This window comes from Candidatus Woesearchaeota archaeon, from assembly GCA_021735165.1.
Classification (GTDB): Archaea; Nanobdellota; Nanobdellia; order Woesearchaeales; family 21-14-0-10-32-9; genus JAIPET01.
The window spans coordinates 1-23,963 of record JAIPHP010000012.1 but is presented as its reverse complement, the minus strand read 5'-3'; the positions used below and the strand labels follow the sequence as shown (position 1 = coordinate 23,963).

The 23,963-nt window shown below is 32.1% G+C and carries 21 protein-coding genes; 14 read left to right on the top strand and 7 right to left on the bottom strand.

Going from position 1 to position 23,963, the window contains the following annotated elements; translation table 11 throughout:
- Positions 1-111 precede the first annotated feature (111 nt).
- The 8 genes from K9L97_03795 to K9L97_03760 all read left to right on the top strand — a co-directional run bounded on the left by K9L97_03795 (position 112) and on the right by K9L97_03760 (position 8,081).
- A complete protein-coding gene (locus K9L97_03795; protein MCF7872132.1) occupies positions 112-570 on the top strand; it encodes a hypothetical protein in 459 nt (152 codons plus the stop codon).
- A gap of 135 nt (positions 571-705) precedes the next feature.
- Positions 706-1,500, top strand: a complete 795-nt coding sequence (locus tag K9L97_03790; protein ID MCF7872131.1) for an NFACT RNA binding domain-containing protein — start codon at positions 706-708, stop codon at positions 1,498-1,500.
- Positions 1,497-1,745, top strand: a complete 249-nt coding sequence (locus K9L97_03785; GenBank protein MCF7872130.1) for a YhbY family RNA-binding protein — start codon at positions 1,497-1,499, stop codon at positions 1,743-1,745. The genes K9L97_03790 and K9L97_03785 overlap by 4 nt, the downstream gene beginning before the upstream one ends.
- 105 nt (positions 1,746-1,850) lie before the next feature.
- Positions 1,851-3,419, top strand: coding sequence for a hypothetical protein (locus K9L97_03780; protein ID MCF7872129.1), 1,569 nt, complete (start codon positions 1,851-1,853; stop codon positions 3,417-3,419).
- Positions 3,420-3,424: 5 nt separating this feature from the next.
- Complete coding sequence (locus K9L97_03775; GenBank protein MCF7872128.1) at positions 3,425-3,946, top strand: hypothetical protein; 522 nt, start codon at positions 3,425-3,427, stop codon at positions 3,944-3,946.
- A 93-nt stretch (positions 3,947-4,039) separates the two neighbouring features.
- Complete coding sequence (locus K9L97_03770) at positions 4,040-6,058, top strand: hypothetical protein (GenBank protein MCF7872127.1); 2,019 nt, start codon at positions 4,040-4,042, stop codon at positions 6,056-6,058.
- A 184-nt stretch (positions 6,059-6,242) separates the two neighbouring features.
- Positions 6,243-7,040: a nucleotidyltransferase domain-containing protein gene (locus K9L97_03765; GenBank protein MCF7872126.1), complete on the top strand. Its 798-nt coding sequence runs from the start codon at positions 6,243-6,245 to the stop codon at positions 7,038-7,040.
- Positions 7,041-7,307: 267 nt separating this feature from the next.
- The gene (locus K9L97_03760; GenBank protein MCF7872125.1) at positions 7,308-8,081 is read left to right on the top strand and encodes a DNA-deoxyinosine glycosylase; all 774 of its coding nucleotides are present in this window, start codon (positions 7,308-7,310) and stop codon (positions 8,079-8,081) included.
- Between the two features lies 1 nt (position 8,082).
- On the opposite strand, the gene K9L97_03755 is transcribed toward K9L97_03760, so the two are convergent.
- Positions 8,083-8,826, bottom strand: a complete 744-nt coding sequence (locus K9L97_03755; GenBank protein ID MCF7872124.1) for a hypothetical protein — start codon at positions 8,824-8,826, stop codon at positions 8,083-8,085.
- 176 nt (positions 8,827-9,002) lie between these two features.
- Between K9L97_03755 and K9L97_03750 the strand changes: the two genes are divergently transcribed.
- Both K9L97_03750 and K9L97_03745 read left to right on the top strand, forming a co-directional pair.
- A complete protein-coding gene (locus K9L97_03750) occupies positions 9,003-10,433 on the top strand; it encodes a hypothetical protein (protein MCF7872123.1) in 1,431 nt (476 codons plus the stop codon).
- A gap of 32 nt (positions 10,434-10,465) precedes the next feature.
- Positions 10,466-11,050 (top strand): hypothetical protein, encoded by a 585-nt coding sequence (locus tag K9L97_03745; GenBank protein ID MCF7872122.1) that lies wholly within the window; start codon positions 10,466-10,468, stop codon positions 11,048-11,050.
- Here K9L97_03745 and K9L97_03740 read toward each other — a convergent pair.
- The 3 genes from K9L97_03740 to K9L97_03730 form a co-directional block, all read right to left on the bottom strand.
- Positions 11,045-11,458 carry a hypothetical protein gene (locus K9L97_03740; GenBank protein ID MCF7872121.1) on the bottom strand — a complete coding sequence of 138 codons (414 nt, stop codon included), beginning with the start codon at positions 11,456-11,458 and terminating at the stop codon, positions 11,045-11,047. The two genes, K9L97_03745 and K9L97_03740, sit on opposite strands and share 6 nt — an antisense overlap.
- Before the next feature lie 173 nt (positions 11,459-11,631).
- The gene (locus tag K9L97_03735; GenBank protein MCF7872120.1) at positions 11,632-13,260 is read right to left on the bottom strand and encodes a hypothetical protein; all 1,629 of its coding nucleotides are present in this window, start codon (positions 13,258-13,260) and stop codon (positions 11,632-11,634) included.
- Between the two features lie 277 nt (positions 13,261-13,537).
- Positions 13,538-14,254 (bottom strand): hypothetical protein, encoded by a 717-nt coding sequence (locus K9L97_03730; GenBank protein MCF7872119.1) that lies wholly within the window; start codon positions 14,252-14,254, stop codon positions 13,538-13,540.
- 406 nt (positions 14,255-14,660) lie between these two features.
- Here K9L97_03730 and K9L97_03725 point away from each other — a divergent pair, with 406 nt between their 5' ends.
- A complete protein-coding gene (locus tag K9L97_03725; GenBank protein MCF7872118.1) occupies positions 14,661-17,132 on the top strand; it encodes a hypothetical protein in 2,472 nt (823 codons plus the stop codon).
- A gap of 19 nt (positions 17,133-17,151) precedes the next feature.
- Here K9L97_03725 and K9L97_03720 read toward each other — a convergent pair whose 3' ends face one another.
- The gene (locus K9L97_03720) at positions 17,152-17,667 is read right to left on the bottom strand and encodes a methyltransferase domain-containing protein (GenBank protein ID MCF7872117.1); all 516 of its coding nucleotides are present in this window, start codon (positions 17,665-17,667) and stop codon (positions 17,152-17,154) included.
- A gap of 43 nt (positions 17,668-17,710) precedes the next feature.
- Here K9L97_03720 and K9L97_03715 point away from each other — a divergent pair, with 43 nt between their 5' ends.
- Positions 17,711-18,376: a hypothetical protein gene (locus K9L97_03715; protein MCF7872116.1), complete on the top strand. Its 666-nt coding sequence runs from the start codon at positions 17,711-17,713 to the stop codon at positions 18,374-18,376.
- Here the strand turns inward: K9L97_03715 and K9L97_03710 are convergent.
- Positions 18,368-20,611 carry a hypothetical protein gene (locus K9L97_03710; protein ID MCF7872115.1) on the bottom strand — a complete coding sequence of 748 codons (2,244 nt, stop codon included), beginning with the start codon at positions 20,609-20,611 and terminating at the stop codon, positions 18,368-18,370. The genes K9L97_03715 and K9L97_03710 overlap by 9 nt on opposite strands.
- Positions 20,612-22,927 (bottom strand): type II/IV secretion system ATPase subunit, encoded by a 2,316-nt coding sequence (locus K9L97_03705; protein ID MCF7872114.1) that lies wholly within the window; start codon positions 22,925-22,927, stop codon positions 20,612-20,614.
- A 136-nt stretch (positions 22,928-23,063) separates the two neighbouring features.
- Between K9L97_03705 and K9L97_03700 the strand changes: the two genes are divergently transcribed.
- Positions 23,064-23,498 carry a hypothetical protein gene (locus K9L97_03700; protein ID MCF7872113.1) on the top strand — a complete coding sequence of 145 codons (435 nt, stop codon included), beginning with the start codon at positions 23,064-23,066 and terminating at the stop codon, positions 23,496-23,498.
- Positions 23,499-23,602: 104 nt separating this feature from the next.
- Positions 23,603-23,963, top strand: a 361-nt coding sequence (locus K9L97_03695; GenBank protein ID MCF7872112.1) for a hypothetical protein, incomplete at its 3' end; no start/stop codon positions are given.

The following is a 23,963-nucleotide window of genomic DNA, read 5'->3' as shown; positions in this document are numbered from 1 at the left end:
GACACATATTTTGGTTTTTTATGATGTCTTAGTCATTATCTTGCTTAATACTTAATACAGACCAAAATCTTTAAATACGGTGTTTGCATTGTTTGTTTTGTGGGTTTGTTTATGTTAAATAAAAGAGGAGTTTCTCCGTTGATTGTAACTATTGTTTTAATAGCTTTTGCTGTGGCTCTTGGAACTATGATTATGAGTTGGGGTTCTAACGCCGTTCAGAATAGGGCTGATTGTAGTGATGTTGAGATAGAATTTCAAAAATTTCAGGGCAAAGACATGATTTGTTTTGATATAAATAATAGTAAATTGAATATTATTCTAAAAAATTCTGGGAATGCTAAGTTAGAGTATGTTATGTATAGATATATTAAACCTAATTTTAGGACTTCAGAGCAAAGACTTGCAAATTCTGATTTGGCTAAAGCTCAGCTTTTTGAAGGTAGTGTTGGCTATGAAGGCTCTGAAGATGCCAGGGTTGAGTTTATTCCAGCCATAAAGATAGGAGATAATGTCGAACTTTGCCCTGATAAAGGCTTGGTTGTTGAACAATTAGCCAAATGTGTTAATTGATTTTTTTATTTATATGCGCATTTATTGTTTATTGCAAACACATATATTCGCAACGATTATTTTTAAGTAATTTATTTTGTCATGAATTTTTTTAAAAGGAAATATTATTTAAGTAGTGATTGTTTTCTTTTTTGTATGGAAGTCGATTTTTTTGTTGAAAAATCTTTGGATGAGAACGCATCCATTTATTTTGATTTAGCTAAAAAAGCTAAGAAGAAACTTGAAGGTACCAAGAGAGCTTTACTTAATGAAAAAAAGAAATTGGATGCTTTACTTAGTGAACAGTCCGAAGTTTTAAAAACTGATTTGAAAATTAAGTCTGAAAAAGATAGAAAGAAGAATTGGTATGAAAACTTTAGGTGGTTTTTTTCTTCTGATGGTTTTTTAGTTATTGGTGGAAAAGATTCTTCGTCTAATGAATTAATTATTAAAAAACATGTCGATAAGAACGATTTAGTTTTTCACACTGAAGCTCCAGGCAGCCCTTTTGTTGTTATTAAAAATCCTAATGCCTTAGCAGTTCCTGATTTGACTAAGATGGAAGCTGCCGAGTTGGCCGTTACTTTTAGTAAAGCTTGGGCTATGAAGATTAGATCCGTTGAGGTTTTTATGGTTTTACCTAATCAAGTATCTAAAGAAGCAAATTCAGGAGAATATGTCGCTAAAGGAGCTTTTGTTATTAGAGGCAAGAAAGTTTTGTTTGATCCCGTCGTTAATTTTGCAATAGGTATTTTTTTAGATGAAGATGGCAATAAAATTGTGATGTCTGGTCCTAGGTCTGCTGTAAAAAAGAAGTGTAATGTCTTTGTGGAAATAAAACAAGGGGATTCTAAGAAAGGAGAAGTTAGTAAGATTCTTATGAAAAAGTTTGGTTTATCCACTAATGACGACATTATTGCGAATCTTCCTAGTGGAGGCTTGAAATTATGAAGGATTCATGCGTTAATGTTCAAATTGGAAAGAATGGTTTAAATGATTCTCAGATTAGTGAAATTTTAAAAAATTTGAGAGCTAGGCGCCCTGTACGTGTTAAATTATTAAAATCTTTACTAGGTTCTACCAATAGAAAACAAGTTTATTCTGAGCTAGTTAGTTCAGTTTTTTCTAAAGTTAGTTGCGAACATAAACTTGTGGGTAATGTGATTAAATTTACGCCTAAGGAAAAAAATTTATAAACTGAAAACTTGATATGTTATTAAGTGCGTGTTAAATTTCAATTTTAATCGTGTGCTTGACGATTTTAATAAGTGTTCAAGTATTTAGATGAAAGGGATTTCGACTTGCAAAACGTGGTTTTTATGAAAGATGCTATGACAGATGCTCAATTACTTGTGAAATATGGTTTTTTTGATAGAAAGCACGCTGGAAAATATAGTTTTGATAAGGAAAAAGGATATTTTATTCCTAAAGGCGGTGCTGATAAGGAATCTACTGAATACGTTGGAGATCATGCAGATCAAGAATATGATGAAGAAGTAAATTTGTCATCTAATCAACAATATTATCCAACTAGGTTTCCTAAGCCTGGATGGAGATTGAAATTAGTTCATGAGTCTTTTAATCTTTCTATGGAAGATTTGTACTATTGGTCCATTAATCACATCAGACAAGATCAAGGATTTCCTTTTATGATGAAGGTCACAGATATTTTTACTGCTGCTGAAAATAGTGCTTTTTTTGGACAATCACAATATAGATTGAGTATTCAAGAAGATAGAGCTAGTGGTTTTTTAAGAGGCATTTCTGAATTAGTCAGGACTCTGTTTCAGATTGTACGTGAACTGCGAAATATTGATGAACGTTTACAAGCATATAAGGATTGGAGAAAATCTAAGAGCGCTGATTCTACGCTTAAGGGATATTTCGCTGATTTTGCTGAGAACAAAGGAGGTCAAGTTCAACCAGGCAGCATTTATCACTTAGCAAATCAAGTTGGATATACTGTGCTTCCCGATCTATTTTTTAATACTACAGTATATAAAATTGAAGATATTGATAGAATAATGAACGATTTGAAAGTTAATAAAAATGTCAAGAATGTCCTTAAACGAAAATTGTATCAGTTTATAACTTGGAAGGAAAAGACTGAACGTGAACTAGAAGCGAGAAGAAAATTTCAGATTAAATATTTAAGACAGCATTTTTTAGTTATTAAAACTTACATTGGTTGGGTTAAGCCTTATTTAAGACACATTAAAAGACTTACTATGAATGAAAAACAGCTCGATAGTCCGGATATTGTTTCTAGTTTTGAATCAAGCACTATTGAAATAGAAACTATTGCTTATAAGCCATTACCTAAAAAGAAATTTTACAGCGTTGTTTTGATGAGTTACGAATTTACTACTAGACCTACAATGCCTTACAGACAAGAAAATTATCAGGGACCTGTTCATGTGGGCAGGGGTAAAATGACTATGAGAAGCTATGGTTGGACCATGGAGCAAATTCAAGCGTATAAGAATATGCGCGATTATGAAGATTTAGAGCTGTTAAGTTTAGTTGATGAACAACTCAGAGCAGCCATGGAAATGTTGGGAGATGATCTTGATAACTATATAAAAGAGGCTGAAGGCACTATAAAAGAAGAGAAAAAAGTTTCCTCTGGCAAGCCTAAATTAACACCTATAAGAAGTGATGATTCGGTTTTTGAGCCATTTGTTTCAGTTTTCAAGGGTTTTTTTGATATGGGAAAATTATTTTTACCCGCTAATTTTAAAGGAGTTTCTGCTCCTAAAAGTGCAGGACCTGACCCTAACATGATTAAATCAGCTATTAAAGGTGCTAACGGAGCAATGTGGCAAGTTTATAATAATTATAAGAAATCACACGGTTTGTTGTCTTGGTGATTAAAATGGTTGACGATGATAATCCTGTTAGTCTTGTTGAAAAGTTAAAAATTTTACAATCTAAGGAAAACCAGAAGAAAAAAGAATTTGAGAAATTAAAAAAAGAATTAGAAGAAGATTCTGAGAAAATTAAAGAAAAAATTGCAGAAACTGTGCGAGAAATAGAAAAAGAAGAAATAGAGAAATTTCTTGAAGATGAGAAAAAAAGAAAAAAACCTAAATCTTTAGATGAAAACATCACGCAAAACATTGACGAAATGAGCAACATAATAATTTCGCAAGGAGAATATAATTCTTTGGAGAAGAAAAATTTGTATGACGTTGCAAACAGAGATTTTTATGGGAAAGTTAAAAATTTGATGGAAAAAGCAGATGCTGGTTATATTACTCAAAGTGAAAAAAACTTTTTGTCAAAAGTCTCTTATAAAATTTCTCAGATTCGTGCTGAAGAAAGTTATATTACTAAGAAAGATCCTAGAAGTTATCTCTCAAGAATGGAAAGTCTTCTTAATGCAGTTAAAAAGTAGTTTTTGAGGGCGTACGTTATTTATTAATGCAAATTTTTTTATTAAATAAAAACTCTTAATAAAATTTATAAAGATGATTACATATTAACTTTTATGGAATTTGGAAGCGGCGATTATTTTAATCCCAAAAATGAATTTTCAGATGATCCTTTTATTAGAACGGATGATTTAGCAGAAGTAGATGAAGAAGGAAACCCTATAGTACCAGATGGAGAACTCAATTTTACCCATGAAGAAATTGGTACTGCAACTAATCCTATGGGTAATACTTTACAAAGTTTAAAAGAACGGATTATGCAGGGCAACAGAAAAATAGAGTTTTCTTTTATAGGACAAGGAAAAGGTAATAGTCAACAACCAACTCCTGAAAGTTTTGGTTCTTTAGATAGGCAAGATATTAGAGAGATGTTAACACAAAACGAGATGAAAACCAGCACTCATGCAGGAGTTCATAGTCAGAGTCTTGCAGGTTTTACAAGGGAGAATTTTAGTGGCGAAGCTAGAGAAGCGGTTCTTAAAGAAATAAAAAAAGCAATTGATTTTTCAGCAACTGCAACTAAAGGCGGGGCAATTGTTTTTCATTTTCAAGAGTGGATGAGACCTCTTAGTGAAGTTAAGGATTCTCAGTTTAGTAATGCTAAATTTAAGTCTTTTGCAGAAGAAGACGAAGAAGCACCTAAATTAGTTATTGATTCTAAAACAGGACACATAATTCCTTCAATAGCTAAAAATCAAGAGGTTTATAGACCTATTTATATGACTGCGAAGGATAAAGGTCTAGTTGGAAAAAAAGACCCTAATGGTCACGTTTTTAGAGAAAATGATTGGCTTGATATGCATGGTAATTTTATTCCAAGAAATGCTGATGCTAACAGATTAATTGATAGAGTGCCTAAATATAATTATGACACGAATCATTTTGATATTCAACAGTTGTCTTGGAATGACCTTGTTAAAGAAGCTAAAGAATATAACAACATGCATAATGAACATATAACTCCAGAGGAATTATTTGCTAAGACTCAGCTTGAAAATCAAGCTGCAGCGGCTATGGGAAATTCTTTGTTTCACGGCAGGTATTATGAGACAGAGGAAAGAAAATTTAAGTTACTTAAGCAAAAATGGGATTCATATAATGAAGCCAAATCTAGAGTTCCAGATGATAAAAAAGATAAATTAGCTAAGGAATTATTAGTGCTTTTTGATCAGTCAGATCCAGAGTTGTTAAAAAGAGGAGCAACTTCACAAGATTACGAGAAAGAATTTTTGAAAAATTTGAAGTTGCAAGAAAATGCTTTAAAACACATTCATGAATCTTCTGCCACTGCAGATGCTCAAGCTGAAGAATATAAAAAAAAAGCAAAAAGAATTATGAGCATAGAAAAATATGGCGTTCAAAAAACCGCAGAAACTGTTGCTAATGCAGGCATGGAAGCCATGCGTAAATATCAAAGGTATAAGACTGATTTAGACGAACCGATTTATGTTGCTCCTGAAAATTGGGATACTCGTTTTTATGGTAGTCATCCGGAAGAATATATGAATTTAATTAAGGCCTCAAGGGAGAGGATGCAAAAACAGCTTGTTTTAGAAGGTCATTCAAAAGAAGAGGCAAATAAGCTTGCTAAGACGCACATTAAAGGAACTTTGGATGTTGGTCATTTAAATTTATTCAGGTCTAATTTTGAAGCTAAAGATGGTGAGACTCCTGAAGAAAGAGATAAACGTTTTAATAAATGGCTTTTAAAATGGACAGACAAACTTACAAAGGAAGGATATGTTGGCCACATTCATTTGGCAGATAATTTTGGGTATGATGATGAACATTTAAGTCCTGGCCAAGGTAATATTCCTATGAAAGATTTTCTTAAAATTATAGAAAAAAATAAAATTAAAGATATTATTGTTGAGCAAGGATCTTATAATATTGGTCGAGAAGTTCCTGATACTTTAGAATTGATAGGCAGTCCGATTTATGGTGTGAAAAGAGCTCAGAGGTTTAGACAGGTTAGAAATGCTCATTTTGGGTATGGACATCCTAGTTATTTTATTGCAGGACCTTATGTTCCAAGCAATGAATGGAAACCTTGGTCAGATGTTCCTTTAGAGTAGATTTACAAGCATTTTTTGTAAGTGTATTTTGTTTTTTTGACATTGAAAAGAAACGTTTAATCTTATGCGAATAAAAATTATGGTTTACAGATAAGTATCCAGAGTTTATTTGTATCCTGATTTCTTTTTAAGGGAAAACTATTTAAAATACCTCTTTCATTATTGTTTTAGAAGGGGTGAGTCGTTGGACTTTAATATTCATAAAAGAACACATAAAGAAAAAGATAATTATTCTGCTGTTGTTTTAGATACTGCGTATAGGTTTGCTAAAGAAGCTCATAAAGAACTTAAGGATTTGTTAAAAGCGGTCGTTTTATTTGGAAGTGCTGCTAGAGCAAAGCAGAAATCTAATGATATTGATATTTTGTTGATTGTTGATGATGTTTCTGTTATTTTGTCCAAAGAAATGGTTCAAGGGTATCGTTTGATTGTTGAAAACATTGTTCGTAAAGTAGATCCTAAAATTCATGTTACAAGTATGAAGTTTACTAGCTTTTGGGAGTATATTCGGAATGGAGATCCTATTGCTTTGAATATTTTAAGGGACGGTTATGCTTTGATTGATACTGGTTTTTTTGACCCTATTCAATTATTGTTGCACCAGGGCAGATTAAGACCTAGTAGTGAAGCTTTGTGGAGTTATTTTAATAGGGCACCTAGAAGTATTAAGGCGGCCAGGAGTAGACTAGCGCAGGCTTGTATTGATTTGTATTGGGCGGTTATGGATGCTAGTCATGCTGCTTTGATGAGTATTAATGAGATTCCTCCAAGTCCTGATCATGTCGCTGAATTTTTAGATTCTAAGCTTGTTAGTAAGAAATTGATAGGTGCTAAGTACCCTGGTATTGCCAGGAAGTTTTTCATGCTTTCTAAGGATATTTTACATGGCAAGATTAGGGAAGTTGATGGTTCTGATTTTGAGAAGTACTTTAAAGAAGCTGATGATTTTGTAAATGCTATGCAAAAGCTTATTAAGAAATAATGAAAATCGCTGCTCCGAGTCTGCTAAGAAACTAAAAGTTTCTGGCATGCCAAAAATCAAAGATTTTTGAGCAGGACGGAGTATTACGACTCAGTCGCTTATCGCGATTTTCAGATTGCGTGCTATCGACCTAAATGCACAGAAACAAAGTTTTTATTCGCATGCCAAAAATCAAAGATTTTTGTGCAGGTCGGAGTATTAAACCCCCTTCGCTAGCGCGCAATAATCAACCATAAAAGTAATAAATAAGCATTCTTATTTTTTATTATGATAATTGTTCATCCATTTCCTCATTATGTTCCTAGGAATGCAGAATTTCTTATTATTGGAAGTTTCCCCCCTATAAGTCTTAGTAAAAATGATTTTTTTTACTCTAGCAAACAAAATCAATTTTGGAAAATAATTGAGAGTATTTATAAAACAGATATTAAGACAAAAAGAAAGAAGGAGTTGTTTCTTGAAATTAATAATATTGCCATGACTGACATCATAATGAAATGCAGAAGAAAAAAAGGAGATTCCTCTGATAAGAATCTTGAAATAATTGAGTATATGGACATAAAAAATATTCTAAAACATAATAAGGAAATTAAAAAGATATTTTTTACAAGTAAATTCGTCGAGAATATTTTCAGGAAGATTTTTTCAGATATAACCGTAAAAACATTAACGCTTCCATCACCTAGTCCTAGATATGCTAGACTTTCTTTTGATCAGAAAGTCTATGAATACAAAAAATATTTTAAGCCGAGTCTAAAGCAAAAAATTTATACTGCGCTTCTTGCTGTTCCGAAAGGAAAAGTAACAACTTATAAAGAACTTGCAAATCGTGTCGGAAGCAAGGCTTATAGAGCTGTCGGTCAGATTATGAACAAAAATTCTTGGGCGCCTGAAGTTCCTTGTCATAGAGTTGTTGCTAGTGATGGCTCTCTTGGAGGATTTGCGGAGGGTTTGAAAAAAAAGAAGGCTCTTCTTGAAAGTGAATGTGTTAAAATAATAAATAACAAAATAGATGAGAAATATTTCTATAAACATAAATGATTTATTCTTCGCAGTGATCCCATATGAATTGGAAGAATTTTCTGTAGCCGTCTGCAAGACGTCTGCTTTTTAGTACGAACTGAACTGGTTCTTCTTCAAGTTCGCCTGGTTTTACGCCTATGAATGTCACAACGTATGGTCCGAATATGTCTACAGATGTTTGTGAAGAATATTTTTTTGGAAGGAACTTGTATGGTTTTCCTACTAGTTTGAGAATTTCTGGTTTTTCTTTTTTTACTTCGTGGTCGAAGAGGTGCATGAATTTTATTCCTTTCTTTTTTCGTTCTTTTTCAAAATGAGTCATATAGTGTTTTAGTCTTGGGTCGAGCCAGAAACCTTTTGCACCTATGAAGTATACTGTTTCTCTTGTTTCTAGTATGTTCTGCAAGTATACTTTGAATCCTTCTGTTCCTCTGTAGAAGTATGCTTCTTCTTTTTCTTCTTTTTCTTTGTGTTTTGCTTCAAGTTCGGGGAGTATTTTGTTTATTTTTTCTTCCTTTTCTTTCAGTAGTTCTATTAGTTTTGTTGGGGTTATTGCTTTGTATCTTTTTTCTCCTTTTACAAAAACTTCTGACACAAGTCCTTTCTCTTCAAGTTTGCTAAGGGCGTCGTATGTGTTTCTTCTGTGGACTTTCGCTTTTAAGGAAATGTTTTGTACTGAAGATTCTCCAATTTCGAGGAGCGCTTCGTATACTTTTGCTTCGTTTGAGCTTAACCCTGCTTCTCTTAATGTTTCTTCATGCATATTGTTTTATTTTTTAGGAAGTTTATATTGTTTTTGATTTTGGTGGTGATTACTACCACAACAATTTATATATATTATTTACTAACAAGTAGTAAAGAAAGCAGAACGTTTATTGTTCTGAGAATGAGATAAAAACAGACTTAGCGAGAGCTATGCAAAAAAGAGGATGATACAAAATGACATTTATAACACAAATACAAGGAATAATATTTTTGATAGGTTTTGGAGTGGTTATGATTTTATTAACCTATTTTTTTTCCAAGAAAAATTCAATGAACCACCGAGAAGGTTTTCTTGTAGCAAACAGAAAAGTTGGATGGTTCAAAGGAGGTACGAGCATTGCAGCTTCATGGATTTGGGCTGGTGCATTGTTCGTCTCGATTCAGATGTCTTACCAGAATGGATTGGCTGGAATATTTTGGTTTACAATGCCTAATATATTTGCACTAATATTGTTTGCCTTTTGGGCTCCAAAAATAAGGGAAAAATTTCCTAAAGGATATACTTTACCTCAATGGATAAAAGAAAAATTCAAAGACACTAAACTTCACAAATTGTATTTAATTCCTTTTTTCTTTAACCAGATACTAGCAATAGCTTTTAACGTATTCGCGGGAGGAACAATGATTTCGCTTTTGACAGGAATTCCTCTGCTCGTTGTTATACCAATACTTATAGGAATTGCTCTTATTTACACTTTAATATCTGGTCTTGAAGCCTCAATGATTACAGACATGGTTCAGATGGGTCTTATAGTTGTAGGGATATTTTTGATTGTTCCCTGGGCAGTTTCCTCTGCAGGAGGACTTTCAGCAGTTGCTGGCGGGTTAGGCGGTCTTACAGGACAATTTACTAATATTTTTAATCCTGCAATTATGTTTTCTTTAGGTTTGATAAACTCAATAGGTTTGATTTCAGGAACTATTGCGGATCAACAGTACTGGCAAAGAACTTTTGCATTGAAGAAAAAACAGATAACTAAAGCATTTGTTTTTGGAGGAATATTGTTTGCAGTTGTTCCTATAATGTTATCTCTTCTAGGTTTTATGGGTGCTAATCCTGCTTTAGGCATTACGTTGCCTGCAGGTACAGATCCTTCTTTAATTGGTATAATTTCAGTAACTAACCTGGTGCCAAAAGGAATTGCAGCAATATTTATACTTATAATGATTGCAGGATTAAGTTCAACCATAGATTCAGGCATTTCTGCTTTTAGTTCACTTTGGATTACTGATGTTTCAAAGAAAAAAAGTGAAAAAGCATTGTTGAGGTCTGGAAGACTTGCTATGTTTGGTGCAGGAGTTATAGGATTGTTGATTGCATACGGCGCTCACTTTATTCAAGGTATTGGATTGCAACATCTCTGGTTCCTGAGCATAAGTATAGTTGCTTCAATATCTGTACCTACAATACTAACGTTATATTTGGACAGGATTAATCCAAAGAGTATGTTTTATGGGATATTGATTGCAATAGTAATTGGCATGCCGTTCTTTTTTTATGCTAATATTGCAAACATTTTATGGCTTCAAGCAGTTGCGTCTGTTTTCATGGTTGTTGCAAGCACAAGTGTAACTTTGCTGTTTCCTAAAAGACATTTGCAATAAATTTTTTAAACTTCTTTTTTTTCTTAAGAGTTATGGATGCTTTTGATCATACTAAGAAGATGATGTTGGAAAAATTGTATAAGCCAGATAAGTCTTTTAAGGGAGATGTAGATTTAAAAGCAGTTCCTGTTATTGAAGCTGTTAATCGTAAAATTAATTATTATACTACGAGTTCTTGCAGTGGCAGAATTAGTTTGTTTTTTGAGGCAGAGTCCGGTAGAAAAGATGAGTCTGGCTGGCATTTTGTGGAGCATAGAACTGTTACTGCTGCTGAGATTTTGTATGCTTTGAAAAATATTCCAAAAGAAAGTTTATGGTTTAGGCAAGAAGCCCCTATTTTTCATATCGCTTGCAGATCAGACTTACATGCAAAAAAATTGTTAGAATTATGTAGAAATCTTGGGTTAAAACATAGCGGCGTTATTGGTTCTTCTAATAAAAGAATCATGGTCGAAATTATTTTTAATAACAAAATGGACGTTCCTATTGCTAAGAACTGTGAATTATTTGTTGATGATAAGTTTGTTAGGTTTCTTGTTAAGCAAGCTAATGAACGTTTTGAGAAGAATCAGAAGCTTTTGAGAAAATTTGAAAAGGAAATTGTCAAAGAATTATAGTTCGTACATTTTTGTTATTGCTAAGTTTATATCATCATATTTTTTTGTTTTGTTTTTATCTAGTGTTTTTTTAAGTTGGGGCATCATTGTTTTGTATTTTTTGAATAGTTCTGTTCCTTTTTCTAAGATATTGTCTTCTTCTATTTTTTTTCCATTTATAATTATTGCTTCTATGCTCGCATTGTTTTTGTTTAGTTCTCTTAATTCGTATGTGTTTCCTTGATATATTATTGTTAATCTTTCTATGATTTGGCCGTTAAATACGGCATCATATTTTGATTCATAAATTATTTTTTTGCCTTGATATTCGTATGTCCCATTTAAGTCTTTATAGTTATTTGTGCAGGAAAGTATAGTGCTTAGGATTATTGTTGCTATTGTGTTTATTGTTTTTTTAAGAGTGTTCATTTTGGTTTACGCAAAATTTAATTTAAACTTTTTACTATTTCTTTGAACAATTTTTCGTGATTTATTCTTGATATTCAATATTATTTTGTATTTTTCCGTGCTTAGTAGGAATTATTATTTGCTTTATTTTATTTGTTCAAAAAAAAAATTGAATTAAAAAGAAAAAAATTATTTTATTTTTTTAGTATTACAACTAGTAGTCCTGCAACCATTATTATTAATACTAAAACTATAACTCCTAGAGCTATTAAATATCCGTTGCTACTGGTATTTATTATTTTGCTTCCTGTGCTTGTGGACACTGGTTGTCCTGTTGTTGCAGGAACTGTTGGAGGAGTTGTTACTACAGTTGTTTTATCATCATCAGTTTTTGTATCTTCTTTGTCGTCATCAGTATCTTGTGTTGTTGAACATCCTCTAACTTCTAGTTCTATTGTGTCTGTGTCTGTGTATTCGTTATCTGCTCCGTCAGGGTATGCTCTTAAATCCATGTAGTATAATCCATCTTCTAATTCTTCATCTTCTGGAAAATCATATCTTACTCTGAATTCACTGTCTTCTCCTTCGTCCAATTCTATTTCTCTTAGGTAAGTTCTGGCATCTATGCCGTCTATTTCTACCCTTACCATTGCATCGTCTAGGTTTCTTGTTCCAACATTATATAGTGTGAAGTCTATATATACTGATGTTTCGTCGCAGTTTATGAAGGATTTTGAAGTTGTTATTGAATCAAATCTTATGTCTTCATTTTCTCTGTCTAAATTTATTGTTATTGTGAATTTTGTTGTGTGTGTTGCTCCATTAATGTCAGTTCCTGTGACTTCTATGTCTATTTCGTATGGTTCATCGTTAAAGTCAACTTCATTTGGATCCATGGAAAAATCAAAGGTTACCTCGTCTAATTCTTCAGGGTCTAAATCTGATAGATCTTCATCTTGATTGTCTATTTCGTCTATTTCTCTGCTGTCGATTTTAACTCTTATGTTTCTGATTTCAAAATCTTCTGTATCTCCTCTATCGCTAAATCTGTTTTCAACTTCTATTATCATAGATACGTCTTCAAATGGTTCAAGGTCTATTGATCTATCACTTGTTGCTGATTTATCGCTTCCTTCAGTTCTTTCAAAGGTCGCTTTTACGTATAGTTTGGTTTCTGTTGTTAAGTATATTGTGTTTGTGTAGTCATCTGCGTTTGTTGATGTTAGTTTTATTGTTCCTATTGATTCTCTTCCTGAATTTTGCGTCCAGGGTATTCGCGTACTTATTGTTACTGTTAGGTTTTCTCCAGGAGATAGTGTTGTTTTGTCTCCTGTTGCAGTTAGTTCGTAATCTTCAGAATTGCCTGTTGTTTCTATCGCTATGTTGTTTATTGTTTTGTCTCCTGTATTTGTAACTATCCATGTTTTAGTTATTGTAGTGTTTCTTTCTTGGTCTTCTGAGCCAAGCTCTATTGAATCTGCGCCAAATGTTCCTTCTTTTAGTAATACTTCAACATTAAATGTTTCTGTATCGTTATCATCTGAGTCTGTTATGTTTGCAGCAAATATTGTGATTGTGTTGTTTCCTTCATCGTTTGATGTTGGTGTCCAGGAATATGTTTCTGTTGCATCTATTGTTCCACCACCTGTTACTGTGTAAGTTACGTTTCCTGCTGGGTAGTCATGTGTTAGTTGAAAATTCACAGAGTCTCCCAAATTTACTGTGTAGTTGTTTGGTTTAGTTAAATCCAGTGCTGTTGCGCTCATTGTCATTAGAATAAGTGCTATTATTGCTATTGTGCCTATAATTATTTTTTTATTCATTTTTTACCTCCCGCGGCTGTTTAATTATGATTTGTTATGTTATCATCTTAGAGTGAGAAATGATTTATATAGTTTTTGGTTCTTTTTTAAGTTATTTGTGTGATTTTTATAAACAGCAAACTTGTTGTGCTAAATAATTCTTTGAAGTTCTTTGATTAAATTGTTAACTATTAAGCGTCAAATCATTAAAATTAATTTGCAAACAACATAATTTATCAACCTAAAAACGCTATGTTAAAACAATTTGTCAATAAATAATAAACAATTAGAAAAAAAATTATTTGTTGAAATTAAATACCGAACCTAAGTCAACTTTGGATTCTGCCATGTCTTCGAATCTTTTTCTTGGTGGTTTACGTTCAGGGGTTTGATTGTTTTGTTCCTCATTTTTAGCATCTGGCTCTGTTGTTTGAATTTCTGGTTCCGTTATTTGTTTGTTGTCTGAGTTTTGAGTTGCATATTGTGTTTGTTGCCTATGTTCCATAGTTTGAGTTTCTGGTTTGTGATCCTTGTTAGATTCTATGAGGTCTTGCTTTATTAGTTCTTCATCTTCTTCTATTTGTATAGAATGAGTTGTTTCTGGTTTTGTTTCTGGTTTTGTAGTTTTTTCTTCATATAGTTCATTTAATGTAGGTTCTGTGTTTTCTTTAGGTTTCATATATTGTTCTGTAGTTTGTGGTTCGTAGTTTGAAGATTGCAATTTAGACTCTGTAGTTTCAGTTCTAGTGTTTGTTGTCTGAGGATCAATATCTGACGTTTGAGTTTGTGGCTTTGTAGCTGGTTCGTTATTTGGTTTTGTTTTATTTAGGTGACTTAGCCCCATTGTTGCGCCATCTTTTCTATCTTCAAATGTTTTGTTGACTTTGTTGCTTGTAAAGGACATTGCAGTCGCCATCCTTATTGCTTCTGTTTCTGATGCTGCTAGCCCTGATTGTCTGAGCGTCATCGCCAATTGTCTTACGCTTTGGTCTTGTATATCTGTTATTTTATTCATTTTTTTACCTTTTTTTCTTTTTCTAGATAAACGCATATGTATTCATACATATAACAATATACTAAAGCGTATACTTGTATTTATAAATTTTGTTGTTGTTTAGTTGTCTCTGAAGAAATCCAGAGATATTTGCGCGTCAATCTTTTCGAAATTTTGAAAATGAAATTTGCCAAATTAGAGATTACAAAAAAAATTCAGTAAGGAGCCTGATTTGCTTAGGATATTTATTTAATTATTTATTATGATGCTGATTCGTTACTTTCCAATCTCAGGCTCTAAAATATCAAAATTCAACTATTTCAACTTTACTACTGGACAGGGCATTTATAAGAGAAATTGAAAACCACTCCACGACCACTCGCCAGTAACGAAAGTTTTATAAATCACAGTTTTTTACTTGAATGTTATGAATTTAGGATTACAATTAGGTTTAGAATTGAAACAGAAGAAAAAGCTTAAGCTAGATGAAATTCTTAAGCAAGATCTAAGGCTTGAAATAGCTCAAAAATTAAAGCCTTTTGATTTCTGGGAGTGGTATACTGGAAGTCCTGAAGATTTAATTAGATTACTAAAAGAGGAACCTCAAACTGATGATTATGGAAAAACAATAAAATATGTTCTTTCAGGTGGTTGGGCTATTGAAATGCTTACAGGTAAAAAGAGAGAACATCATGATTTAGATGTTATAAATTTATCTCGATACAAGTTTCAATTTAGGTTAGATGAGCAAACTGCTAAAAATTATTTCCAGACTCTTTCAATGTCAAATAAAAATCTCGCAAAATTTGTTAAAGAAATTAATTGGGATTCTGAAAAGAATTATTCTGAACTTAAAGGCGGATCTCTAGATGTGTACATAACAAGTCCTGAGTTTCTTTTTGCTTCAAAGATCTTAGGTTTTGGCAGAACACCTAGAGAAAAGGACTTAGAAGATTTACAATCTTTAGCAAAATTAGATTACAAATATTCTGCTTCAAGATTTCAAGAGTTGCTAACAAAAGTTCCTTTCATTAAACACAGTTTAGATAATTCTAAATTGTTCTATGATATCGCTGGGATAAATGGTTTTGGGACTAGAACTGCGGGTGCTGAGTATCTTGTTAAGATAATTGACAAGTTGCGGAATGGCAAAAATATTGCAATAGATGAAATGAAAACCTTTTATCACATTGTTCAAAAGAATTTTGAAGATGGTTTGCAAAAGAACATCATAGCAAGCAAAGAAAATTTGGATCTTGGAGTTATTAGTGATTACTGGAGTAAAGGAGATTTAGAGGGTTTTTGGTTTGAAAATAATGAAAAGCCAGACTTCGCCATTTCTAAAGTCTCAAAAAATATGCTTAAAGAAATTCAAAAAAGAACAAATTATAAAGAAAAAATGTCTGATTGGCCTATTGGAGAAATAATTAATTATGCAGGTTTTGACATTGTTCATTCAGATCCAATGCATTTCTTTTTCAAAGACGGCGAAGTATTTAATAGATTTTCTAATTATACTCTTGATAATGTGAAGGGAGAAGAATTTATTATAGCAAGCAATACTACAAGCACTCAATTGTTTAATAATGGTAAACATTTATTGACTTTATTTAGAAGTATGGAAGATAAAGAAAATGTTAGTTCTATCTATACTTCATTCATGGAATATGGTTCTCCTGAAGAATTCTTTGAATTGCATGATACTTTAAAACATGTGGATTTCTCTGATAATTGGTACTTTGCTGAATTATTTGAAAATAAAGTAGCTGAGTATGTTCTTAAAGATAGTTCTGTGGCAAAGAAATTTGCACAAATAGGAAATGTTGATTTAGATAACATCGTGTATAAAAAGAGAAGTAACTCAAATATTACTAACATAAATAAATTAGATAATTTGTATTTGTTGCCTGAACATTTACTGGATAGTTCAAACAATTTAGTGGCTAGAAGACTAATAAAACTAGCACCAAAATCTGCTAAAAAGTTTGCAGAAAGTCAAAATATGGATATAAAAAAAATTGTTGAAATGAGATATCAAGATATTAAGAATGATGCCGCGCTTAGTTATGTTCTTTGCAAAGATGTTCCTGAATTTTTTTCTGAACAATTAAAAGAAAGTATTGCTGTTTATCATTGTGTTGAATCAGCAAAGAGACATCCAAAAAATATTTTGCAAAGATTACAAAAGATTGCAAGTGGAATAAATGTTGATTCTGCTAAATTGATTAGGGAAACTGTTAATTCTGACGTTCCTACAGAAATCAAAGCGAAATTGTTAATAGAAGGCAAAGAATATTTTGGTAAAGATGTTGCAGTTAGTTATTTGAGTGACTTGTTGGAAATGAATTATGATAATAAAAAATGGTCAGATTTAGCAAGCGAATACATTTCTGAATTTAATTTGCAAAAAGAAACGGAATTTCAGTTTAAGTTGCACCCCAAATATGCTAGTTTGACTGATGTTGTTAAGAATACGAATATAGATGGACGTTATTTGTCAGATCTGGCAAACATATATTTAGAAGATAATATATCTAGTTTAAACAATGATCAAATTAAAGAAATAATGAGTACGTATGCTATTGATGATGTTTCTTCTATTGTGTTTAATGATTGGGAGAAAAAAATAGAGCTTGGTAATGATGCCGGTCTTAGAAAAACTTATGAGACTAGATTGAAAGGAGACGTTGTTAAGCAAGAGAAAGTTAGTGAATTTGCTACAAATCTTTCCAACAAATATTTTGAAGAAGGAGATTTCAAAAAAAGTTTTTATGTTCTTTATAGAATAGATAGAGAAAACCCTTTAATATCTGAAAGAGCGATAGAATATTTTAAAACTGTTCCTGAAAAAAATAAAAAGATAGTGTTGGCTAATGTAGTTGGGGAATTCATTAAATAAAACATTTTATACAACTTATTTATTCAAAGAAAACAATTAAGTCTTTGTCTCCTAATATTTTTTTTGTGATTCTGAATTTTTTTTGTATTTCCTCCAACATTTCTTCATTTCGTTTACTGTTCTTGAGAAGAGAAAAACAATGTTTTGTTGTTGGTTTTGAAAGTTCTTTGATATCTTTGATAAGATTTTTTATGTTTTTGATGTGATGTGCTGTCGATACGCATATTATATAATCGAATTTTTGGTTTGAATAATTTTTGGTTATGCATTCTCCTTTTCCTATGCTCCATGTTTTTTTAGAGTGTTTTTCTTTAGCTTTTTTTATTAGTTCTTTTGAAGGATCCACCCCTAATATTTTGCAGTCAAAGAACTCCGCACTTATTCCATTTCCGCATCCTATGTCTAAAAGTGTTTCGTTTTTTTCTGGATTTATTTCTTTTGTTATGATTTTGAATTTGTCTCTTTGTTCTTCTCCGTATAATTCATCGTAACCTGAAGATATTGCATCATAGTATTTTGTTGTTTTATCGCTCATTTTTTTGTTAATCTTTATATATTAATTAATGTTTCTAAAGATTGTGTATTACGATTATTGGTTAAATGAAGGAGAATTAAGTCAAGTTACTGAATTAATTAAAAAAAATATAAATATTTTGAAGCAGAGATTGGATGAAAAATTTGATGATCCCTCTTTATTTAATGTTATTAATGAGACTTCACGTTTTGTTTTTGAGATGCCTATTCATATAGAATATTATGAAAATCCGAGGAATAACTATGAAAGACAAATTTCTGGGCAGGTTAAAGATGATAATTTTAGAGTTAGAAGTGCTGATAGGATATTAAGAGAAGGAGTTATTCCTAGTTGTTCAGATTATGGTTTGTTGTTTAGGACATTTATGATAGCTCAAGGAATACCTACATCTATTTATGATGCGTTTCATGTTAATTATTTGTTTGGAAAAGAATTTCATGGCCGTGTTTTTTCTAGAGTCTTTAAAGGCAATAATGTTTTGATTATTAATCCTCAAAGAAAAAATGCGGTTTTGAGTACGTGTGATTTTGAGATTCTTCCTTACGTTCCTGTTTTTGAAAGCTTGGATTTTAAGGATTCGGGTATTGATTCTTATGAAAAAATGCATAAATTCAAAGAAGATAATATGTCTACTCTCCTTAAGGTTTACGAAAAGAATATGCACAAAAAATTTATTTACGATCTTAATATGTTTGATTCTTTAAGTTGAAATTCCTTGTATTAGTTGTGCAGCTATTATGCTGAATATTAAAGTGCATGCACCTGCTATTAACGTATAAATTATTGTGCTTTTTAGCATGTTTTTTCCTATTTCTTCTCTTTGACTTATTTCGTCTGCCCCATTTTCTATTCCGGAAACTATTATTGTTAGAATGTATGATATTTGCACTACGTACAAACCCACCACTGTTTGAAAAAAGAATGTGGGAACTCCGCCGCCTCCTAGCATATCAAATATTGATGAAGCATCAGCTAGTTGCCCTCCTGCGCCTGAATCAAATTGTTGTATTTTATCTGAAAGACTTCCTAATATTTGGGTTATCATGCTTGTTATTCCCACAACTATTCCTGCTATTGCAGGCGTTAGAAAACTTATTTGTGATTTCATACTGCTTACTATATCTGCCATTAAATCTTTTAGTCTTTCATCAACTCTATGCATTGACTTTATGTATTCTGCCACAGTCATTAATGCTTGGCTTGCAATCATAGGCCCTTTTTTACTGCTTTCTAAGAAGACTTTCATACTACTTTCTACTATTGAACTCGGATAATTTTTTAGTGCGCCTATTTTAGGATTAAATATGGCTTCTTCAACACCCATTCCTAGTTTTACTATTTTCACAGTTACTTCTTCGAAGAATTTACCTGACTGTGTTCCTTTCATCGTTTTTGCAACATTACTAAAAGCTATTTCAGCAGGTATTCCGTCTGCTAATCTGTTTCCTAACTGAAATAAAGCAGATGCAAACTCTAATTCTAGTTTTTTTGTTTTTTCTTGTATACCTGATAAGTTTCCACTTTTTAGTTTACTGTATAATCCCAATCCGAGTCCTAAAGATAAAGGTATTAACAAGCTTAACATACTAGCTCCTAAACCATATGGTCCTATGAGTACATCCACATTATTTATTGTTTGTTGTCTATAATCTATTAGTTTTATTAGTACTTCATCTGTATTTTCTACATCGTATTGGTTTACAGGCAGTATGCGTCCTTTAATTATTACTAAGTCATAATCAGGGTTGAGCGAGTGAATTAGTAAAGGAGATATTCCTATTAAAAACAATATTAAAAAGGTTCCTAGTGCTATAGTCATAGGTGTTAATTCTATTTTGTTATTTGAATCTTTTTTTTGATCTAATCTAATTATTACGTTTTGGGTTTTTGATGCTTCTTTTATGGTGCCCGCATCTATTCCTCCGTATCCTGAAGGCCTAGTAGACAGTATTTCTTTGCCCATATAATATACTAGTATTGGCAAAATTATGTTATATAGCATAAATAAATGATACCATTTTATCTCAGGCATAAATGATGTGGCTAAGGGAAGTATTACAAGTCCTAGTATCGGTAATATTATTCCTAGCATGTGCAGTGTTGTTATAGGACTTTTTAAGTCGTGCGTGAAATGCAACATTTTTTCATATGTCTCATCCAGTATAACTTTTAGTGATTTGTCTAAAGCGTCTTGTCTTCTTGATTCTGTGTTTTCATACAATGATGATTGTATTAAATGTGTGCTTTCTATGAATTCAGAGTTATATTTTCTCCAAGTTTCCATGTAGTTGTCTAGAGAATCTGTTACTGAATCGAATTTGTTTGTTTCAATATCCCAAATTACTTTTTTAAAATCTAAACTTAGCGGGGGGTTTAGATGTTCTGCGGCGAAATCTATTGCCAGTTCCAAATTAGGAGTGTGTCTCATGTATGTAACTATGTAAAATATGCTTAGAACCATTTGATTACTTGCTTTCATTCTCCAAGTGTTAGAAATTATGAATGGCAGTTTTGTTAGCGGTATAAATAATATAGCTGCAAGGATTAGTCCACTTAGCACAAAAAACATTATGTCTGTTGTTCCTGTTGTGTCAGTTAACATTATTATAAAACCTAAAAAGATCATTAATAAAATCATTAGTAATGATATTAACGCGGCAAAGCTTGTTGTTCCAGTAGGGCTTATGTTTAGATGACTTACCTTTATTGCTTCTTCTATATCAGGTATTTTTTTTTTGTCTGGAGTCATAGGTATTGTTTTTTCTGAAAAATTGCATGCTTTTTCATATAATGTAAAATTTTTTGGCATGAATGTTTGTTTGAATTTTTCGTAGTCTGTTGTCGTAATTGGTTTAGCGTCTTCTATTTGATCTCCTAGTTCATTAGCTAATTTTTTTTTATATTTTTTTTTGAATTCTATATAATCAAGATCTTTTCGGTCCATTTAATTCTCCTTTTCTTCTGAGTTTATTCTTTTTAATTGTGTTTTTAACCATTCTTTGAATTCGGAGTATATCTTTTTTGAATCTAAGATTCCTGTTTCACTTTTTATTTTATCACTTATTCTGTGATATTGATCATTTGCGCTTATGTTAAATGGTGCTTCTAACAGCTCTAGTTTATTTTCTTTTTCTGCTGTTTTTACTATTAGTTCTTTTATGTTCGCTCTTAATTGTATATTGTCCCATATTGCGTCCCAATTGCCTGCCCAGTCTTTTACGTTTCCAGCTATTGCTTTTAGAAGTTCTGAATCTCCATTCAATAATTCATCTGTTGGCTCCAGTTCGTCTTTTTTTGAGTTATATCTCATTAAGTCTACGAATCCTTTTTCTCTTAAAGGATCGTCTTCCCAGTCTTTTCTTACTTCAGTTATTTGTGTAACTCTTCTCCATTTATGTAATCCGTCTGCGCTTCTTATTGGATTTGCTACTATTATTAAGTCTGTTGCTTTAAAGCTTGTTTTTGGAACTTTTAGATCATTGACAACTCTATCATACACACCGTATGGGCTATCCCCGTGTATTGTTCCCGCCACTACATTTGCCAGTGCACCTACTCGCATAGCTTCATAGAGTGCTTGTGCTTCTGTGCTTCTTACTTCTCCAACTATTAAAGCGCTGTCTCCTAATCTTAGAGTCGTTCTTATTCCTGCGTCTGCACTTACTTCCGAAGTTCCGCTACTTAGTGCTGATGCTACTTTCATGCTTTGAATATTGTATTCTAGTTTTCTTAGTTGTGTTCCTGGAAGTTCCAATGTATCTTCAATTGTTATTATCCTATATTTTCTCATTATTTCTACCATTACTGCGCCTAATAGTGATGATTTTCCTGCGCTTCTTGTTCCGGCTACTAGCATAGTTCTATTTCCATCTATTAAAAAGCTCATTAATCCTGCGGCTAGAGGCGTTATCATTTTGTTTTTTATGAATAATGTCAAAGTCCAAGGTTTATCTCTGTGTCTTCTAAATGCGTATGCAATACCTGTGGGATTTAGTGGTTTTGAAATTACTCCGACTCTTGCTTTTGCTACATTTGGTATTTCTATATCAGTATCCAGTATAGGATTTGCCTCGTCTAATGGTCTTCCAGATAATAATCTTAATTTTGATGCCCAGCTCTCTGCGTCATTTATACTCGGGATTATATTCGTTTTGCACTCATTGAATTTTCCGTGCACTAAAAATATGGGCGTTTCTCCTGTAGGGCTGTTCACCGTTATATCTTGCACATACTCGTCTTCTAATAGCACCTCTATCAGTCCGAATCCGACTGTATATCTTATCAATATTTTTGTGAGTTCGTTTAGTTCTTGTTGTGTTATTTTGATTTTTTTGCTTGTTATTAGTTCTTGTAATAAGTCACTACCAACGTTTTGGAATACTTCACGCATTCTTTCAGGATTCACGAAATCTTGTTCTTCTGGTTGATGTTCAGACAGTATTTTTCTTGCAAGATCTAGCACTTCGTATTTTTCTTCACTTAGTTTAAATTCTGGCGGCGTTATATGATATAAATATTGTATGTTGTCTGGTATTTTGAATATGATTACTTCTGTATCTCCTATGTTATAGTTCATCACTTCTTCGGCGTCTTTAGGATATGTAGCCATTATTTTTGTAAACATAAAATCTGGTTTTATATCCGGCATGAATATTTTTCTGTATATTTCTCTTGATCCTATTTTATATCCTGCAGTATATGGTATTGCTATTTGTATTAGATGGGTATTTTCTATTGTTTTTAGTAGGTAGTTTAGTAATGAAATGTAATTTTTTCTTGCTACGTAAAATTTTTGGTCAAATTCTTTATCTAATTCTATCTTTTCTCTTCTTAGAATTCTTGTTAGTTCTATGTATGTTCCTATTGGGTCTTTTAATAGTTGATTGAATATTAGGTTGTGTGTTTCATTATATCTTCTTGTCAATTCATATTTTGCATCTTCGCCTGATAAGTTGTTTAGGTTTTGATATGAGAATATTTCTTTGTTTTGTATCAAATTTTTTTGTATTTTTACTAGTTCTTGTAATAGTTTTATTTGATCGTAATCGTATTGATAGTCATGTTTTTGTGTAAATACTATTTTTGTTACGCTTGGGTTTGTTTGTAGTAATTCACAGGTTTTTGCCATGCACAGCGCATCATCTTCTATGCTTGGAACTCTTGGGACTTTTTCGTAGTTTATGTAAAGCACGTTATCTGCTCCTTCTTTTTCTACTTTAAAGTCCTTGAAGAATCCTTCCCCTCTTTTTTGGATCGTCATATTTCCTCTCTATTTTGTTTCTTTTTTAGATATATTTTTTCTTTGTTATTATTTAAATGTTTGGTGTTTGGCTTTTTTTAAATGAAAATATTTAAGTAGTCTTTGTTCTTATTTACTTTTTGTTAAGAGGTGTATAATGGTTTCGCAAGATTTTGGGTCTTCTTTTTATTCACATAATGGTGCTTCTCAAAGCAGTTCTACGCCTTTCTCTTCTAAGAATTCTGAATTAAATAGTATTAGCAAGACTTTATCAGATATTAGTAGCAGTCTTAGGATTATTGAAGATAAATATTATAATTTGAGAAAAAAAGTTCAAATTACAGATCAAACGATTTTAGATACTCAAAGAACTTTTTATAAAGAAAAACATCTTATTAATGATGATTTAGTGGAATTGAAAACTAAAGTTGCGGATTTAAATGAACAAATTGGTTTAATGCGTATGGAAATTGCTCAAGCGGTTAAACAAAGAGATTTTAAAGTTTTAGAGAAATATCTTGATATGTGGAATCCTATGTCTTTTGTTACTAGAAAAGAATTGAATACTTGGTTAGATGAGGATTCTAAATAATTCTTAAGACGTACCTTTAAAAAAAAAAAAATTGATGTTGAGCTTGAAATAGTACACATTTGAAAAAGATAAATTATATAAATATTTGTTCTTACAATTAATTCATGAGGGGTGGACGAATAAGTTTGTTGTTTGGTTTCTTGTTTTTTATACTTCTATTAATTTTGACTGTTAGTGCGCAGGTTCCGCAGGAGGAAATTGAGCTGAGTTTGGGTTTGCTTAGTCGTAGTAAAGGCACGATGGATTGTTATGTTCATAATTTGTTGGAGCGTGGCGTTTCCTGTCTTTCTGGTTTTGATGTTAGTTGGGATTTGCAGCTTTCGGGCCATTTTAATCAGGAGCCTGGTCATGGTTTTTATTTGTGCTGCTCTTCTCAGGGCAGGGATGCTGCGGAGGTTTATGGTTTGAATTCTGTGGATTTTTTTGTTGCTAAAACAGGTCACGTATGGAATTACAGTCAAGGCA